Below are 16,615 nucleotides of genomic sequence, written 5' to 3' on the forward strand. Positions count from 1 at the left end.
CACCACCACCCACCGATGAGCCCCCTTCTCCCGAGCTCGGGAGAAGGGGGTCTGGGGGATGAGGGCCGTTTTCCCTCGGTCGACGATCAAGGGAATGACTTGTGTCGGGCGACACGCGAGGACGTTCCTACCCTCCTGATTTCCATCCACTGACTTTGAAAAAGCCCTGCGTCGCCGCCTGGACAATCTGGTCAAATACCCCAACATGCCGTATTATTTAGGAGGGTGTGAACCGCCCCGCGTCCACACGTGTCTCCTATGGACGGCGACGCCGATGACCGTGTTCGCCAACGAGCGGCTCTATCCAAAGCGAGCCGATCGCGAGCCCAGGCCACGACCCGGCCCTGACTCCCCGGCGTCGGTCCTTCTACGCATCTGAGGTCTGATCACCACCATGACATCAAGACCATCGGAGGAGCGACATCTATGAAAGTCTTCTACGCCGAGTACCCGCTTCAGGATGGCTACATCCACAACTGGCTTGTGGCCGGCCCCCAGGCGATCGAGGTCACCGATCTGGATCGTTTCCAGGGTGAGGATTTCAAGCAACAAATCGCCCGCCACTACTACGAGGAAGGGTCCGGCATCGAGCAGCCTCCCGTGGACTGGACCAAGTTCAAAGTTGGGGACACGGAGCTCACCTGGAACTATTATCGCTGCCGGGATGACCACTTTGTGGATCAAACCGCCTTCTATCCCACCTGCCACTATCTGCGAAGCTGGGCATACGCACAACTGCGAACCTCGGCCGGACAGGATGCGACGTGGATCCTGACCACGAACGGCCCCGCAGATGTCTGGGTCAACGGCCAACACGTCCACCGACAGGAGCATTTCCACCATCCGCTCCCGCACAGCGTCTCCTTCCAGGTCACGCTCCAGGAGGGCACGAACGAGATCCTAGTGCGCTTTGAGGAGGTGGCGACGCGCGAGTGCCCTTACGTGATGGCGCTGCAGATCGTGGGCCTGGATGACGAGAACGCCCTGGTGCTGATCCCCACGCAAAACGAGGCCATCGCCCGCCGCCACAAACTGGAACGGGCCTTCGAGCGAGCTTATATCGATCGGGATGTCTATCGGTTCCACGACGAGATCACGGTACGCTGGTCGGATGATATGGCCGAAACGTGCCTCCTGGCGGTTCGTTTCCAGGAGACCACTGGCCCCATCTACGCCGAGGGATGGCCGACCGCCAAGGCCGGGGCCTCGCTGGGGGTGCTCCAGGGATTCCAGGTCCCGGACGGCCCCTTCCGCATCACCCTTATGCCGACGCCGGAGGAGTACTACGTTCACAACCTGCGCATCAAGCGACAGATCCCTCTATGGGTACTCCGGAATCCCTACTCGGGAACGCCTTATGGGACATACGAGGAGCGCCGACGCGAGGCTCTGGAGGACGCAGCCCGGAGGGAGGTCAACGTCTTCTCCGAGATCGCCAAGATGGCCCTGGGACGATGGCCTAAGGTGCGCAAAGGGGCAATCATGGAGGCCATCGAGCGGATCAATCGCCGTGAGGACGGCAGCGATCGTCACCTGGTCGGCCTTCTGGGGATGATGTATCGCTATATGAACGATCCCTCCTTCCCGGAGGAGCTCAAGAGTCCCCTGGAGAAGTGCGTCCTTGATTTCCGATATTGGATGGACGAGCCCGGCAACGACGCCATGGGCTTCTGGTCGGAGAGCCGCCAGATCCTGTTCCACACCTGCGAGATCCTGGCCGGCCAGCTCTACCCCGACAGGACTTTCAGCAACACGGGCCAGACGGGGCAGTGGCACCGCGAGAAAGGGGAACGCCTGGCGCTCTCCTGGCTGTTGAAGCGAGGGACCGGAGGCTTCCGGGAATGGGACTCCAACTACTCCTTCCAGGAGGACATCGTGGCGCTGACCCACCTGGCCGGCCTCGCCGAGAGCGACGAGATCGCCGAGCTGGCCGCCATATTGCTGGACAAGCTCTTCTTCTCCATGGCCATCAACTCCTACCGGGGCGCCTTCGGCTCCACCCACGGGCTCACCTATGCCCCCATGATCAAGGGGGCCCGGCTGGAGGCCACGGCCGGCATCTCCCGCCTCATGTGGGGCATGGGCGTCTTCAACCAACATATCCTCGGCACGGTGAGCCTGGCCTGCACAGAGGAATACGAGCTTCCCCCCATCATCCCGGAGATCGCCGCGACCGCGTTGGAGGAGTTCTGGAGCCGGGAGCGCCACGCGGGGGAGCTGGAGGAACAGCGGGATCGAGAGAGCGGCTCTTGGGAGGTGAACAAGGTCACCTACAAGACGCCGGACTACATGCTGGCCTCGGCGCAGGACTATCGTCCGGGCGAGCTGGGGCCCCAACAGCACATCTGGCAGGCCACGCTGGGCCCTGACGCGGTGGTCTTCGTCACGCATCCGCCGTGCATGAGCGAGGAGGACGCTCACCAGCCCAACTTCTGGAGAGGGAATGTCGTCCTGCCTCGCGTCGCACAATGGAAGGATGTGCTGATCGCCATCCACAAGCTGCCGGACAACGACTGGCTGGGCTACACACACGCCTACTTCCCCATCGCCACGTTCGACGAGCACGAGATCCGAGATGGCTGGGCCTTCGCCCGGGTGGGGAACGGCTATCTGGCCCTCACCGCCGCTCAAGGGCTGATGCTGGCCACCCGCGGCGACAACGCCTATCGAGAGCTGCGCTCCTACGGGCAGCACAACGTCTGGCTGTGCCACATGGGCCGCGCCGCCCAGGACGGCAGCTTCCAGGAGTTTCAGGAGAAGATCCTCCGCCTGGACGTGAGCTTCGAGGGGCCGTCGGTGCGCTGCACGACCTTACGCGGGGATCATCTGGCCTTCGGCTGGGAGGGCCCTCTCCTGCTCAACGGCCAGGAGCAGCCCATCACCGGTTTCAAACACTACGAGAACCCTTACTGTGAGGTCGATCTGCCTGCCGAGCACATGGAGATCCGCTTCCGAGATTACCTTCTACGGCTCCACTTCACGCCGTAGTCCTATCCCCACATGCGCCATCGTTCCCAGAAGGGCAGGTGAAGACCTGCCCTTCTGGCCCATGAGGCACCGCCTTCCCATGAACCTCAGTTCCGACGAAGAACGCCCTCATTCTGACAAAAGCACACCCGCGTGGTATACTGCCGACAGACGCTGAAGGGGAGGAAGTGCATGACGGACTACTACCTGACGGTCGATCTCGGCGGAACGCAGATCCGCGCGGCGCTCTGCGACGCGGAAGGACATATCCATCGTCGAGTCCACGATCTCACCCGGCCGACCGAGGGCCGGGACGCGGTCATTGGCCGGATCCAAGGCGCCATATCCCAGGCGCTGGGGGACACCCCTCGCGATCAGGTACAGGGGATCGGCATCGCCGCACCGGGGCCGTTGGATCCCAAACAGGGCGTCATCATCTTCGCCCCCAACCTGCATGACTGGCACAACGTGCCGCTCCGCCAGATCATCCAGGAGCATTTTGGGATCCCCACCCATCTGGGCAACGATGCCAACCTGGCCGCACTGGCCGAACACCGTTTCGGCGCCGGCCGTGGCGTCCATAACCTCATCTACATCACCGTCAGCACCGGCATCGGCGGGGGCATCATTTGCGACGATCGCCTCCTGCTGGGCGAGCGCGGCTTCGCCGCGGAGATCGGCCATCACACCATCGACGCCGACGGCATGCGCTGCAATTGCGGTAACGTCGGCTGCCTGGAGACGCTGTCCTCCGGGCCCGCCATCGCCCGCATGGCTCGCGAGGCGATCGAACACGGCCAGGAGAGCCTCCTGCGGGAGATGAGCGGGGATGATCTGGATCAGATCACCGGCAAGATGGTCCATGAGGCGGCGCTCCAGGGCGACTCGCTCGCCGTCCACGTGCTCCACCGTGCCGGGCACTATCTGGGCGTTGGGATCGTCAACCTACTGCATCTGTTCAACCCGGCGATGATCATCATCGGCGGCAGCGTGGCCAAGGCGGGCGATTTCCTCTTCGACCCCATGTGGGAGACGATCCGGGATCGCTCGCATCCCATCTACTGGGAGAATCTGCGCATCGTCCCTCCCCAGCTGGGTGATGACGTCGGGCTGCTGGGAGCGTTGGCGCTGGCGCTCAGCGAGAGGGAGACGAGCGCACACATCCTCAAGTGAGGATCAGGCATGGACACGGAGCCTTCCACTCCGTCCCCGACGATCTTCGTCGTGTCGGGCGGCGCCGGGGCCAGCGGCAGCCAGGTCGTGCGCACAGCGCTGGCCCAGTTCCCGGACGCCCACGTGCACATCACGGTGGTGGCCCATGTGCGCACGCGGGAGGAGATCGAGGAGGCGGCGGCCCAGGCAGCCTCCAGCCGGGCGCTCATCGTGCACACGCTGGTCGACCCCACCCTCCGCCGGGCGATGTATGCGGCGGCCCGTGAGCGCCACGTCGTCGCGATCGACCTGATGGGGCCCTTGCTCACTCATCTGACCGAGCTGATCGGGCAGGAGCCGGCCGGGCAGCCCGGCCTATATCGCCAGCTCAACCAGTCCTACCTGCAACGCATTGAGGCCATCGACTTCACGGTGCAGCACGACGACGGGCGCCGGGCGAATGAGCTGGACCAGGCCGAGATCGTGCTGGTGGGCGTATCACGCGTATCCAAGACGCCGCTGAGCATCTACCTCTCCACCCGGGGATGGAAGGTGGGAAACGTGCCCATCGTGCTCAACGCCCCGCTCCCCCCCAAGCTCTTCGAGCTGGATCCGGGCCGAGTGATCGGGCTGACCCTGCGCCCCGACCGACTGGCGGCCATCCGTCGCCAGCGCGCCCAACGGATCACCGACAAGCCCATCGGGGACTACGCGAACCCAGAGACGATCGCGCACGAGCTGGCCTATGCGCACGAGCAGTTCCAACGCGGCGGCTGGCCGGTGCTGGACATGACCCACAAATCCATCGAGGAAGCCGCCGCCGAAGTGGTCGCCCTGGTCACTCAGCGACCGAGGGAGTAAGATATGCGAATCGGCATCATCGGACTGCCCCAAAGCGGCAAGACGACGGTGTTTCAGGCGCTGACCGGAGGGCACGCCGACCGCCCCACCTTCGCCCCCGGCGGGCTCCAGGTGCAAACGGCCGTGGTCAACGTGCCCGATGAACGGCTGGACGCGCTGGGTCGCCACTTCCAGCCGCGCAAGACGGTCCCTGCCCAGGTGCAATACAGCGACATCGGGGGCCTGGAACGGGGATTGGGCGAGGCCGATGGGCTGAGCGGCCCCCTGCTCAACCAGATCGCACAGAACGACGCCCTGCTGGTCGTCGTGCGCGCCTTTCCATCCGCGGTGGTCCCCCATCCGGAGGGAAGCGTCGACCCGGCCCGGGACCTGGCCATCATCCAGGATGAATTGATGCTGTCCGACATGGCGGTGATCGAGAAGCGGCTGCAGCGGCTACGCGAACAGGCGGGCAAGGGGGGCACCCCGGCGGAACGAGAGGCCAACGCCCGGGAGACGGCGCTGCTGGAGCGGCTGTGGGCCGTGCTGGAGGCCGGACGCCCGTTGCGGGACGAGCCGCTTTCCCCGGATGAAGAGCGTATGCTGCGCGGCTACGGATTCCTCACCCAGAAGCCCATGCTGGTGGTCGTCAATCAGGGCGATGACCCGGCCGACGATCTTCCGCTGCCGGAGGTCCCGGAGAGCCCTCGCGTGGCCGTGCTCTCGTTGCGCGGCCAGTTGGAGATGGAGCTGGCACAGATGGCCCCGGAGGAGGCGGCCGAGTTCCTCGCCGAATTCGGCATCGAGGAGCTTAGCTTGCGACGCGTCGTGCGGGCCTCCTATGAGGTGATGGGGTTGATCACCTTCTTCACCATGAACGAGGAGGAAATCCGGGCGTGGGCGCTACGACGGGGCCAGACGGCGTTGGATGCGGCCGCCACTATCCATACCGACCTGGCGCGCGGCTTTATCCGGGCCGAGGTGATCGCCTACGACCGCCTGCTGGAGGCGGGAAGCCTGGCGGAGGCCCGGCGCCGCGGCTGGCTTCGGCTGGAGGGCAAAGACTACGTCGTTCAGGACGGGGAGCTGCTGTACATCCGATTCCACGTGTAGCGACAGCATCTATTCCACCAGTCTTGTTCACAAGGGCACAAGACATGACTTAAATCATAGCCTCGGCAAGCGGGTCGCGCTATGATAGCCCCGTCAGGGTTGGAGTGCGTGATGATTATTCGCAGTGTTGAGACGCGTTCCCCCGGTGCGTCTCAGCAGGCTCTTCATCGCAGCATCCCAGGCAGCGCACTCCACCCTCCCTATCGCCTATAACCGATGGGCCAACCAAAACGCCCATAGTTTCCCCCGCAGGCGTCGCCAGGCAGCATCTACCTGGCGACGTTTCGCGTCCGGCAGCGGTCGATCGGCGTAAACCTCCTCGGTATATGCCTCCGCCACGAGCATCAGATCCGGCTGCGCCGCCCTCTGCCACCGCTCCAGCCGCCCGCGATGGCGCCGGCTCCCTCGCGTGATGAGCTCCATGCGGCGCGCCACCGCCCAGGCGTGCTCACGAGGGGTCTCCGCCGGGCTATGCGCCTCGCCCAGCCGCCGCCCCCACCATAACAGCCCCATGTATGCCGCCGCCACCGGGCCCAGGATCGCTCGCCGATACCGCATCCAGGCCAGATAGCCCACCACGATCAGCCCCAGGAACACCCCCAAGAGGCCCGGCCGTCCCAGCCAGCGGCGTGGCCATGGGTTCCACTGCCGCAACTCGGGGAACTCCTGCCCCGGGGAGGTCGCCAGGCGCTCCCCCCTATCCTCGGGCAGTCCGATGCGCTCAAACGGCGATCGCGCCGCCGTGGGCTCAAAGGGGATCCAGCCGTAGGGCGGGAAATACAGCTCCGGCCAGGAATGCGCCTCGGCCTCCGTCACGGTGTAATCGTCCATCCGCTCGTCGTAATAGCCGCTGGCATATCCCACCGCCAGCCGCGCCGGGATGCCGACCGCCCGCGCCATGACGACCATGGCAGAGGCGTAATAGTCACAGTAGCCCTTTTGCAGGTCGAACAGGAAATAGTCGACAACGTCCCGGCTGGGCGGCGGCTCCTCGATTTCCAACGTATACTCGAACTGGCGCAGGTAGGACTCAATCGCCACCGCCTGGTCGTAGGGGTTCTCAATGCCGGAGACCACTTCCCTGGCCTTGTCCAGGACCCGCTGCGGGACCTCGTCCGGCAGCCCGAGGTAGAGCGCCCGGATCGCCTCCGGGTACTCCTGATCGGCCACCCGCAACTGCTCCTCGCTTACGGCGGGCACGGCAGAGACCACCGAGTAACGTCGCGGCCGCTCCTCAGAGGAGAAGGAGATCAGATCGTCCGGGCCACGCATCTTCGCCCGATACGGGACATCGGGCGCCACCGGCTCTCCCACGGCATACAGGACGCCCTTCAGGGCATCGATGACCTCAAAGCTTTGTAACAGCCGCTTGCGTCCGCTCCATCCCTCCAGATCCTCACTCCAGGGCTCGCCAGGCGGCAGATCCTGGACCTCGATCTCCCCCGGATTGCTCCATCCCCGCCCGCTGTACTCGGCGTACGTGACCGCACGGTAATAGTACTTCTCCCCTCCAAGCTGGGGTGGCGGTTGATTCAAACGCACCCGCAGCGCGATGCGTCTCCCCAGCTCGGGGGAACCGCCCAACAGATGCTGACGGGGCAATCGATCGGGAGAGCCGCCCAAACTGACTCGCAACGGGGAGATAGCCGGCCGCTCCAACTCGGGGAACATGCGCTCGGCGGACTTCTCCACCTGCTGCCACGGCGATGAGAAGAGGCTCCAGAAAGCATCCGCCACCCGCTGAGAGGCAACCGTGGGCACCACGGGCATGAGGATGATGATCGCCGCCGACACGAAGGCCCCTGTGATATACAGCCCCCAGCGGATCTCCTCCGAATAATCGATCCCAAGGCGGGACCAACGGCGCTCCAGCGAATACATCCGAAGCCCCACCAGCAACATGAGCAATGCGGCGACGAAGGAGACCGTCCAGGACTCCCCCTCCCGGGCGAAGAAGACGTTGTCGGCCAGCAACACGCCGGCGGGCAGCAGGGCGATCAGCCCCTGACGACGCCGAAAGACCCACCACCCGGCCCACACGCCCACACCCCAGATGACCAACCCGCTGAAGACCAGGAAGAGCAGGTTATCCTGCTGAGCGCCCCCCTGGCGGATGCCCTGGGCCCACACGGAGAGGCGCAGCCAGAAATCCCATGCCCGCTCGCCCCACACCTCCAGCACCGGAAGGAACGGGACGCGGCCGATCACCCCCTGCGTGAGCGCGTACAACCAGCGCACCGCGTAGATCGCCTCGCGCACGGTCGCCCAGAAGGGGGGCGCCACCCGGCCGACGAACCCCAACACGAACTCGACGCCGAGGATGGCGGAGAAGACGGCACTGGCGCGCCCGCTGAACGGCGACCGCGCCAGGAACAGCCCCAAAAGCACGGCCACGATCGCCACAGGGACCAGGCGATCCAGGCCTGGGACCCACCCGATATCCTGCGCGGCCAACGGCACCGTGACCACGGCCCACAGGGTCAAGGACAGGACCAGCCAGCCCTCACGAGGGCGCAGGCGCTCGTATGCCCGGATCAGCCAACGCACGATCATCTCCACCACCCATACACGATTAGATCACGACTCTTCTTCCACCACCACCGGAACGACTCGGCCCGTCCCCAGTACTTTATACTCCACCCTCCGCCGCACCTCTCGGATCAGCGGCTGGAAGGGATACCCTCGCTCGATCACGTGACTGGGCACACCCTGCTCGGCCAACAGCTCCCGCAACGCGACGATCGCCCGATCCCGGGCCCCCCGCCCATTGAAGGAGCCCGGATCGACGAAGATGACGGCCGGCGCCATGCCCCGCTGGGCCAGGGGCAGGAGCGGCGGCACCCAATCCGGGCTGAGGGAGGACGTGATCACAGCCACCGTCTGCCCCTTCCCCAGGACAGGGCCCACCTCTTGCAGCACCCGGGCCAGGGGCCAATCCGGCGAGGGGGTCGCCCCGGCCAGCGCCCGCAGGATCCGCCACAGCTGCTCCTGTCCCGGCTGAGGAGGCAACAGGGCCTGCTCTCGCCCAAAGGCCACAAGCCCCACCGCCCTCCGCTCCCCATGCTGCAGGAACTCCGCCGCCAGCGAGGCCGCCAGGACGACGCCGTACTCCAGCGTGCTCTCCTCTCCGGATCCCACCTGGGTCTCCTCATCCAGATCCAGGATGATCCAGAGATTCCCGGAGAGCTCCATATCGAATTCCTTCACCATCAACTCGCCGCGATGGGCCGAACTCGGCCAGTGGATCAGATGCAGGCTGTCGCCGGGCTGATACCCCCGAACCGTCGCCGCCATGAGGGCACGATCGAAGGAGCGCAGGCTGGCCCGAGCCCGACCGCTGGCGGCCCCCACGGGCAGTTCCAACGGCGGGAGATGCATCACCCGGGGATAAACCAGGATCGTCTCCGTCTCCGGATAGCGCAGCGTGACCCGAAAGAGGCCGAAGGGATCGCCCATGTAGACCTCGGTCGGCCCCAACGTGTACACACCACGTCGGCGACACTCCCCCTTCACCAGCCAGCGATACTCCCCCTGGGAGTCACAGGCGACCACCTGGCTGGCATCGTACCCGGGAACGGTGGAGTGATCCCGCACCTCCGCCCACAACACGGGCAGGATCGTCTCGCTGTGCAGGGTGAACAGCTCCTCCAGCACATCCCCCACGGTCACCCAGGTGCCACGGGTGTGCCGGGTCAGCCCCACGTAATCACGCATCTGGCGGGCCCACAGATAGGATGCCGCCATCAGGCCCGCCACGCCCACCAGGAGGTAGATCCAGACGCGCGCCGGGCTGACCAATTCGCTGAAGGCCAGCACAGCGATGATGACAAAGGGCAGACGAGTATTCAGTTCGATGCGCCGTTCCATTTGTGCGTTCACGATACCCAGTATATCAGCACATCCACCTGTCGCCTAGTGGTGTGCGTTACAGGTGGCATCGCCTTCCCGAGCGGAACCGCCCGCTGACCCTGAAAAGACCTGCCCGTTGACAAGCACGCGACGGGAACGTATACTGAACGTGGCCTTCTCCCACACATCCAGGCAACGGCCTTCCATCCTCCTCCCCTCCCAACCATGGGAGCGCAAACGGCTCGACACAGGCTGCAAGCGGGTGAAACCATGTACATCGTCTGGGAAATCCTGGCCATCATCGCCATCGATATCCTGCTCCTTCTGATGATCTCGGAGGCGGTCGGCCCGATCCGGTTCACGCCGCCTCGCCCGACTCAAGCGAGACGCCGCCGGAGCACCATCCCCCGCGATCGCGTCGGCCGGCTGTGAGACGCTGACGATGGCAGATCCTCGATACGAGGACTTTGAAATCGAGCTGGAGCCGGAGTCGGGGTCGGCGGGACGGTACCGCGTGCGCGTGTTGAACTCGCCCGCCCAAGAGGCGCGTGGCATCTTCGTCAACCCGCTCCCGCCGGAAGCGCTGGAGGACTATCCCCCCTCCCCTCAGGATGCGCAGGCCATCGGACGACAGTTGTTCTCCGCCCTCTTCCGGGATCAGGTGCTCACCCGCTGGCGGGAGAGCGAGGCCATCGCTCGCGAGCGTGACCGCGGCCTGCGCCTGCGCCTGCGGGTCCCACCAGAGCTGGCCGCCCTCCCCTGGGAGCTGCTCTTCGATCCGGAGACGGGACGGTTTCTGGCACACTCCAGCCAGCAACCGCTGGTGCGCCAGCCCTTGATGGGCGGAGCTGTTCAGCCGGTCGAGGTCAGGCTCCTGCGTGTCCTGGTCGCGCTGGCCAGCCCGGCCGGCCTTCCCGACCTCCGCGTGGCCGAAGAGCGCGCTCGCATCCGAAGGGCGTTGCAGGCAGGCCCGGCCTCCTGGCGCATCGTAGCCGATTTCGTGCAAGGCCCCGACACGCTGAACCAGATGCGACGCCGCCTGCGCCAGCAGCCCTACCACGTGGTGCACATCGTGGCCCACGGGACCCGGCGCATCAGCGACGGGGCGCCCGCCATCGTCCTGGAGGACGAAAATGGCGAGCCCGACCCGGTGAGCGGGGCCGAGCTGATGGAGCTGCTGGCGGATTTCCGGGATGTGCAGGTGGTGGTGCTCAGCGCCTGCGAGAGCGCCCAGGTCATCCCCGGGGCGGCAGCGAGCGCCCTGACCGAGACGCTCCTGCACGGCGGCATCCCCGCCGTGATCGGCATGCAGTGGGCGCTGGGGGACGAGGCGGGCACGCGCTTCGCACACGAGCTGTACGCCGCTATCAGCGATGGCGCGCCCGTGGACGCCGCGCTGAGCGACGCCCGAGAGCGGCTGGCCCACGAGTTCCCTGAAACGCTGGATTGGGCAGCCCCCGTCCTGTCCCTGCGAGGTCGGGAGACGCAGCTCTTCGCGCTCGGCCCAGCTAAGCCATCCCTGCGAGCGCCCGCTTTCCGACGTCTGGCCCGAGGCACGGCTGTGGGGCTGGTTCTGGCCGCGCTGGTTGCCGCCATCACGCGGTGGCTCGACCCGCTGGGCGTGCTGGTCGGCACGCCCAGCCTGATCGCCCTGGGGTTTGCGCTGGTCATCGGAGGCGCCAGCGCCCCCTGGGTCGGGCGCCCGCCGTCCCGGACGGCCCGCCTGGGGGCCGCGGCGGCGTTCATCCTGGCCTTGCTCGCCATCCTGATATTGGGCGCCGACCACGTGCAGGCGCTCACCCGACCACGCACCGTCGCCATCGCCGAGTTCGACGGATCCAAGGCCAGCACCTTCCAGGCCAACGTACAGGCGGACATCTACAACGCGCTCCTGGCGGCCGGCTTCACCTCCGACGAGCTGGTGCAGGTGGACGCCGTCGCCACCCTGGACCAGGCGCTGCGCCGCGCCCGACAGTATCGCGCCCACGGCATCCTGTGGGGGTACTACGACGATACGAAAGTGGTCCCCTACGCGACCATCGTGGGCTGGAGCCAGAGCGCCCAACCCCAGGTGGGGCGCGTCGTCGCCGTTGATGGCCCCGGCACCTCGGAGCTCATCGCATATGTGGGCGCCAGGCTACCGGAGGAGATGAAAGGGCTGGGGCTCCTGGTGCGCGGCATGGTCCAGGAATATCAGGGCGACCACGCTCAGGCGATCGCCACCCTGACTCACGCAGAACAGGTCCTCGCCCAGGCCAACCAAAGGATCTCGCTGCGCCCCGTGTACACCCTGCGCGGGCGAGCGCACTTCCTCTCCGGCGATCTCGATGAGGCGATCCTCGACTACACGGAAGCGATCGAGGCGCAAGGGACGGAGAAGGACCCACTCCTCGCCTTCGCCTACAACGGGAGGGGGGCCGCCCGCTTTCTACAGGGGGACACGGACCAGGCGATCAGCGATCTGGACGCGGCGCTAACCATCATGCCCGACCACGTCCAGGCGCGCTTCAATCGGGCGCTGGTGTACCTGACCCGAGGCGAGGTCCAGCCGGCGCTCGCCGATGCAACCCGGGTGCTGGAGCTCGCCCCCGACTTCCATCGGGCCCGCCTGATCGTCGCCGCCTGCTATATCGAGATGGAGCAGCCCGACCCGGCCCTTTCACAGCTCGACACGTACCTGAAACGGTTTCCCAACGATGCCAACGCCCTCTATCTGCGCAGCGTCGTACGCACCATGCAGGGAGATCTGGACGCAGCCTTAAAAGACGTGACGGCCGCCCTCGAAGCGATGCCGGATTACGTCGACGCCCTCTTCCAACGAGCGGTGATCCTGGAACGCCAGGGGAATCCCCAGGAGGCCCTGGAGGCGTACCGCCAGGTAGCCCAGCGCTGTCAGTCTGCCTCGCAGGATGCCCGCCTGCGCATCCTATGCGACCGGCGCCACGCCGCAGTCCAGGAGGCGATCGATCGTCTGTCACCCTAGTCGTGACGAAAAAGGGAGAAAGAGGAGATGAAAACCCATCGGATGCGAGCCTTGATGTTGGCGATGGCACTCAGCCTGGTGCTGCTCGCCTGTCCGCCCCAACCTCCCCCCACCGACGTCGTCATCGACGTCCTGATCGGCGTCTCCAGCAGCGGCAGCGCAGGTGCGCAGATCCGCCCGCCCGGCCTGGCCTCATGGGCCCAGGCCGGTGACCACTGGTTATACGAGGCCGTCCGCCTGGCGGTCGCTCAGATGACCGACGAAGGCACTCTGCAGCTGAACGGGCGCCCCGCTCGAGTGCAACTCATCTTCGTGGACGATCAGGGAGACCCGGCTCGTGCCCGAGAGGTCGCCCTGGGGCTGGTGGAGAAAGGCGTCGTCGCCGTGATCGGCCACCTCACCCCGGAAACCGCCCTGGAGGCCGCCTCCATCTACGCCGACGCCGATGTGCTCTACATGAGCCCCGTCATCAGCACGCTGGAGCTGGCAACCCCGGACTTATGGACCACTCACCTCATGCAGGCGGAGCCCCGTCAGATCGCCCAGGCCAGCGCCGTCACCGTCTACCACACCCTGAACGGCCGTCGCGTGGGGCTCATCATGCAGGCCGGGGCCCGATATGTGCAGGTCGGCGAGGCATGGGCCGAGACGTTCAAAGCGCTGGGCGGGGAGATCGTGTACGACACCGTGCTGGATGCCGGGGTCACGGACGTCACCCCCTTCCTGCGGGTAATCCAGGAACAGGGCGGGCAGGCCATCATCTACAGCGGGGAGGCGGAGTTGGGCGCCCAACTGGCGAGAGCTGCCCAGGAGATGGGCCTTCCACAGCGCGTCATCGGCTTCCAGGAGCTGGTCAGCGATACGTTCATCCAACTGGCGGACACCCGAGGCGAGGGGACCCTGGCCTTCTCGCCGAGGCTGGGAGAGCGAGCAGACATCTACCAGAAATACCTGGAGATGGCCCGGGCAGCCGGCACATCCACCGTGTCGCCCAACGCACCCTACGCGTACGACGCCGCCCGTTTCGTGCTGAAAGCCGTGCAGGCGGCCGGGTCAAACGAGCCCGCCGAGGTGTCCCAGGTCGCACAGGACCTGGCGATCGATGGACTCACCGGCCCCGTCGCCTTCTTCGAGGATGGCCGGCGCATAGCCTATCCCGTCACGCTATACGAGGCCACGCCGGCAGACTGGACGGACAAGGCGACGGTGATCCAGCCAGCCGACACACGGGAGCCCGGCGAGTGGGTACCCAACGGTGATCAAGAGCTGCCCGCCCCCCTTCCCGCGGAGCCGACAGCGGACGCGCGCGAGGAGTTGCTGGGCGCCTATCGGAAGCTGCGGGAGCTGCAAGGCTTCCGGCACGAGATGCGCCTCCCGGTGCAGATATCCGCGGGAATAACGAGCGCCTGGCAGGGCGAGATGCGCCTTCTATGGGAGGCCGCGCCCCGTTCCGACTACGCGCACCTCACGTGGGAATCCTCTCGCACCGACGAGGTGGCGAAAGCCGTCTGGCTAAAGGGACAGGCCTTCATATACCGGGAGGGGGAATGGAGCCAGGTCGATCCCGAGACGCTATGGCCGCTCATGCACCCCACGCTGGCCCCGGACGAATGGCTGGTGGAACGGCTGAGCGAGGCTCCGGTGCAGCGGGAGGGACCCCTCCAGCAAACCTACCGGGACGAGTCGGTCACCGTATGGGTCTACACAGCCGAGGCGCTGTGGCAAGAGGAGATCCCCGCCCAACTCACCGTGTCCGTGGACGCGAGGAACCACTGGCCGCTGAGCGCTCAATGGACCGAGGCGGAATCCGGAGCGCCCCTGGCTGAGGAATCCTTCTTCGACCACGATCAAGCGGTGAAGATCATCCAGCCCGAGATCGGCCCCGCTCCCGGGGAGACACAACCACCGGCTGCGGAGCTCCCTCTCCCCATGGAGGACGCCCGAGTGGTTCCGCTTCGCCCCGAACTTGTGGTAGACTACCGGGCGGAGCTGTTGGAGGCGCTGAAGCAGTTGAACCTGTCCAAGAGCTTCCGAGAGGAGGTCTACGATCGCTCAGGCGTCAAGCTGTGGGCAGAGGTTCTCCCCACTGAGACGTACGCGCACGGCTTCTACACGGACCCACAGGCGAACACCCCAACGGAGTTCCTGCTCATCGGGGAGCAGAGATACACCTGGACGGGAGAGAAATGGGAGATTGAGGATTCGCCCTCCGAGGTGTTATGGAACGCCCTGATCCCGTACAACTTCATCGCCGAAAACCTGCTCTCCGATCCGCCGGTGACCCGTCAGGGGCCGATCTCCGACGAGGGCGGCGATATCTACGTCTACACGGCACAAGTGCAATGGAGCTCACGCTCGACCGCCCTGCTGGAGGTCAACGTCCGCACAGAAGACCGCCGGCCGGTTCGGATCCGCTGGATAGATCCGCAAACCGAGGAGATCCTGCGCGAGTACAATTACTTCGGCTTCGATGAACCCATAGAGGAGATCCGGCCCTGAGAGTGTGTCCGATTAGAATTCATCGGGCGGTCGCACCTGAAAGGGGAGGTGCGGGGCCACGCTTCCATATCGCTTAAGTTGATACCAATGGGCGAAGGCGAACGTACCCCATACACCGACTACACTTCGACGAGGAGCGCACCATGCCAGAGGTGATCACCTGCGGAGAGTTGCTCATCGATTTCGTCCCCCTCGAATCGGGGCTCCCCTTGATCGACACACCCGGGTTCCTGCGCGCCCCGGGGGGCGCCCCGGCGAACGTCGCCGTCGGGCTGGCCCGGCTGGGCGTGTCGGCGGGGTTCATGGGCAAAGTAGGCGATGATCCCTTCGGCCACTTCCTGGCCCGCACGCTCCGGGAGAACGATGTGGACATCGCGTGCCTGCGCTTTGATCAGACGGCGCGCACCGCCCTGGCCTTCGTCTCGCTCACAGCCGAGGGAGAGCGAGACTTCCTGTTCTACCGCCACCCCAGCGCGGACATGCTGTGGGCACCGGAGGAGGTGGACCCGGACTATGTACGCTCCGCCCGCATCTTCCATTACGGCTCCATCAGCCTGATCAGCGAGCCCAGCCGGAGCGCCACGCTTCACGCCATCAAGCTCGCGCAGGAGGCGGGCGCCCTGATCTCCTACGATCCCAACCTGCGCCTGCCTCTATGGCCCTCCGCGGAGGACGCCCGGGCGGGTATCGAGCTGGGATGGCAGTACGCCGACCTCGTCAAGGTGAGCGAGGAGGAGATCGCCTTCCTGACCGGCACGGACGACATCGAGGCCGGCATCGAGCGCCTGTGGGGCGGCCGACTCAAGCTGCTGGTGGCCACTCTGGGCCGAGATGGCTGCCTGTGGCGCACGGCCAACGGCTCGGGGCGGGCGCCCGGCTTCCAGGTGGAGACGGTGGATACCACGGGGGCGGGCGATGGGTTCGTGGCCGGGCTGCTGGCAGGCCTGCTGGACCGAGGCCTCGACATCGAGGAGGAGGCGCTGGCCGGGCTATGCCGGTTCGCCAACGCCGTGGGAGCGCTGACGACAACGCGCAAGGGGGCGATCCCCGCGCTTCCCACCCGCCAGGCGGTGGAGGAATTCCTACGCCGTCCCCAATAGCGGCGACAGAGCCCATGCCGCCATGGGCCGAGCGTGGGAGCTCGGCCTGCTGGGGATAGATGCCAGGGTGTGAATCAACCACAAGCAGCGGCAGCTCCCATGCTGCCGCAGG

10 protein-coding genes are annotated in these 16,615 nt (G+C 66.0%); 8 read left to right on the top strand and 2 right to left on the bottom strand.

The features are described 5' to 3' along the window. Positions 1–426 precede the first annotated feature (426 nt). The 4 genes from GXP39_15645 (at position 427) to ychF (ending at position 6,072) form a co-directional block, all read left to right on the top strand. A complete protein-coding gene (locus GXP39_15645) occupies positions 427–2,988 on the top strand; it encodes a hypothetical protein (GenBank protein ID NOZ29468.1) in 2,562 nt (853 codons plus the stop codon). A 171-nt stretch (positions 2,989–3,159) separates the two neighbouring features. Beyond that, positions 3,160–4,140, top strand: coding sequence for an ROK family protein (locus GXP39_15650; protein NOZ29469.1), 981 nt, complete (start codon positions 3,160–3,162; stop codon positions 4,138–4,140). A gap of 9 nt (positions 4,141–4,149) precedes the next feature. Beyond that, entirely contained in the window at positions 4,150–4,980 is an 831-nt protein-coding gene (locus GXP39_15655; protein NOZ29470.1) for a kinase/pyrophosphorylase, read from the top strand. A 3-nt stretch (positions 4,981–4,983) separates the two neighbouring features. Then, on the top strand, positions 4,984–6,072 hold the full coding sequence (gene ychF / locus GXP39_15660) for a redox-regulated ATPase YchF (protein ID NOZ29471.1): 1,089 nt from the start codon (positions 4,984–4,986) through the stop codon (positions 6,070–6,072). A 207-nt stretch (positions 6,073–6,279) separates the two neighbouring features. Here ychF and GXP39_15665 read toward each other — a convergent pair whose 3' ends face one another. Continuing rightward, positions 6,280–8,625, bottom strand: a complete 2,346-nt coding sequence (locus tag GXP39_15665; GenBank protein ID NOZ29472.1) for a transglutaminase domain-containing protein — start codon at positions 8,623–8,625, stop codon at positions 6,280–6,282. A 24-nt stretch (positions 8,626–8,649) separates the two neighbouring features. After that, positions 8,650–9,939 (bottom strand): DUF58 domain-containing protein, encoded by a 1,290-nt coding sequence (locus tag GXP39_15670; GenBank protein ID NOZ29473.1) that lies wholly within the window; start codon positions 9,937–9,939, stop codon positions 8,650–8,652. A gap of 252 nt (positions 9,940–10,191) precedes the next feature. On the opposite strand from GXP39_15670, the gene GXP39_15675 reads away from it, so the two are divergent. From GXP39_15675 to GXP39_15690, 4 genes are all read left to right on the top strand, one after another. Further along, positions 10,192–10,353: a hypothetical protein gene (locus tag GXP39_15675; protein NOZ29474.1), complete on the top strand. Its 162-nt coding sequence runs from the start codon at positions 10,192–10,194 to the stop codon at positions 10,351–10,353. Between the two features lie 10 nt (positions 10,354–10,363). Then, positions 10,364–12,904 (top strand): CHAT domain-containing protein, encoded by a 2,541-nt coding sequence (locus GXP39_15680; GenBank protein ID NOZ29475.1) that lies wholly within the window; start codon positions 10,364–10,366, stop codon positions 12,902–12,904. 27 nt (positions 12,905–12,931) lie between these two features. Further along, positions 12,932–15,403, top strand: coding sequence for an ABC transporter substrate-binding protein (locus GXP39_15685; GenBank protein ID NOZ29476.1), 2,472 nt, complete (start codon positions 12,932–12,934; stop codon positions 15,401–15,403). A 143-nt stretch (positions 15,404–15,546) separates the two neighbouring features. Beyond that, a complete protein-coding gene (locus tag GXP39_15690) occupies positions 15,547–16,503 on the top strand; it encodes a fructokinase (GenBank protein NOZ29477.1) in 957 nt (318 codons plus the stop codon). The last annotated feature ends 112 nt before the right edge of the window (positions 16,504–16,615 follow it).

The sequence above is a fragment of the Chloroflexota bacterium genome (assembly GCA_013152435.1).
Taxonomy (GTDB): domain Bacteria; phylum Chloroflexota; class Anaerolineae; order DUEN01; family DUEN01; genus DUEN01.

Excerpts from the sequence above, each read along its gene's own strand:
- GXP39_15645 (NOZ29468.1), top strand. The coding sequence starts at position 427 with ATGAAAGTCTTCTACGCCGAGTACCCGCTTCAGGATGGCTACATCCAC.
- GXP39_15650 (NOZ29469.1), top strand. The coding sequence starts at position 3,160 with ATGACGGACTACTACCTGACGGTCGATCTCGGCGGAACGCAGATCCGC.
- GXP39_15655 (NOZ29470.1), top strand. The coding sequence starts at position 4,150 with ATGGACACGGAGCCTTCCACTCCGTCCCCGACGATCTTCGTCGTGTCG.
- ychF (NOZ29471.1), top strand. The coding sequence starts at position 4,984 with ATGCGAATCGGCATCATCGGACTGCCCCAAAGCGGCAAGACGACGGTG.
- GXP39_15665 (NOZ29472.1), bottom strand. The coding sequence starts at position 8,625 with ATGATCGTGCGTTGGCTGATCCGGGCATACGAGCGCCTGCGCCCTCGT.
- GXP39_15670 (NOZ29473.1), bottom strand. The coding sequence starts at position 9,939 with ATGGAACGGCGCATCGAACTGAATACTCGTCTGCCCTTTGTCATCATC.
- GXP39_15675 (NOZ29474.1), top strand. The coding sequence starts at position 10,192 with ATGTACATCGTCTGGGAAATCCTGGCCATCATCGCCATCGATATCCTG.
- GXP39_15680 (NOZ29475.1), top strand. The coding sequence starts at position 10,364 with ATGGCAGATCCTCGATACGAGGACTTTGAAATCGAGCTGGAGCCGGAG.
- GXP39_15685 (NOZ29476.1), top strand. The coding sequence starts at position 12,932 with ATGAAAACCCATCGGATGCGAGCCTTGATGTTGGCGATGGCACTCAGC.
- GXP39_15690 (NOZ29477.1), top strand. The coding sequence starts at position 15,547 with ATGCCAGAGGTGATCACCTGCGGAGAGTTGCTCATCGATTTCGTCCCC.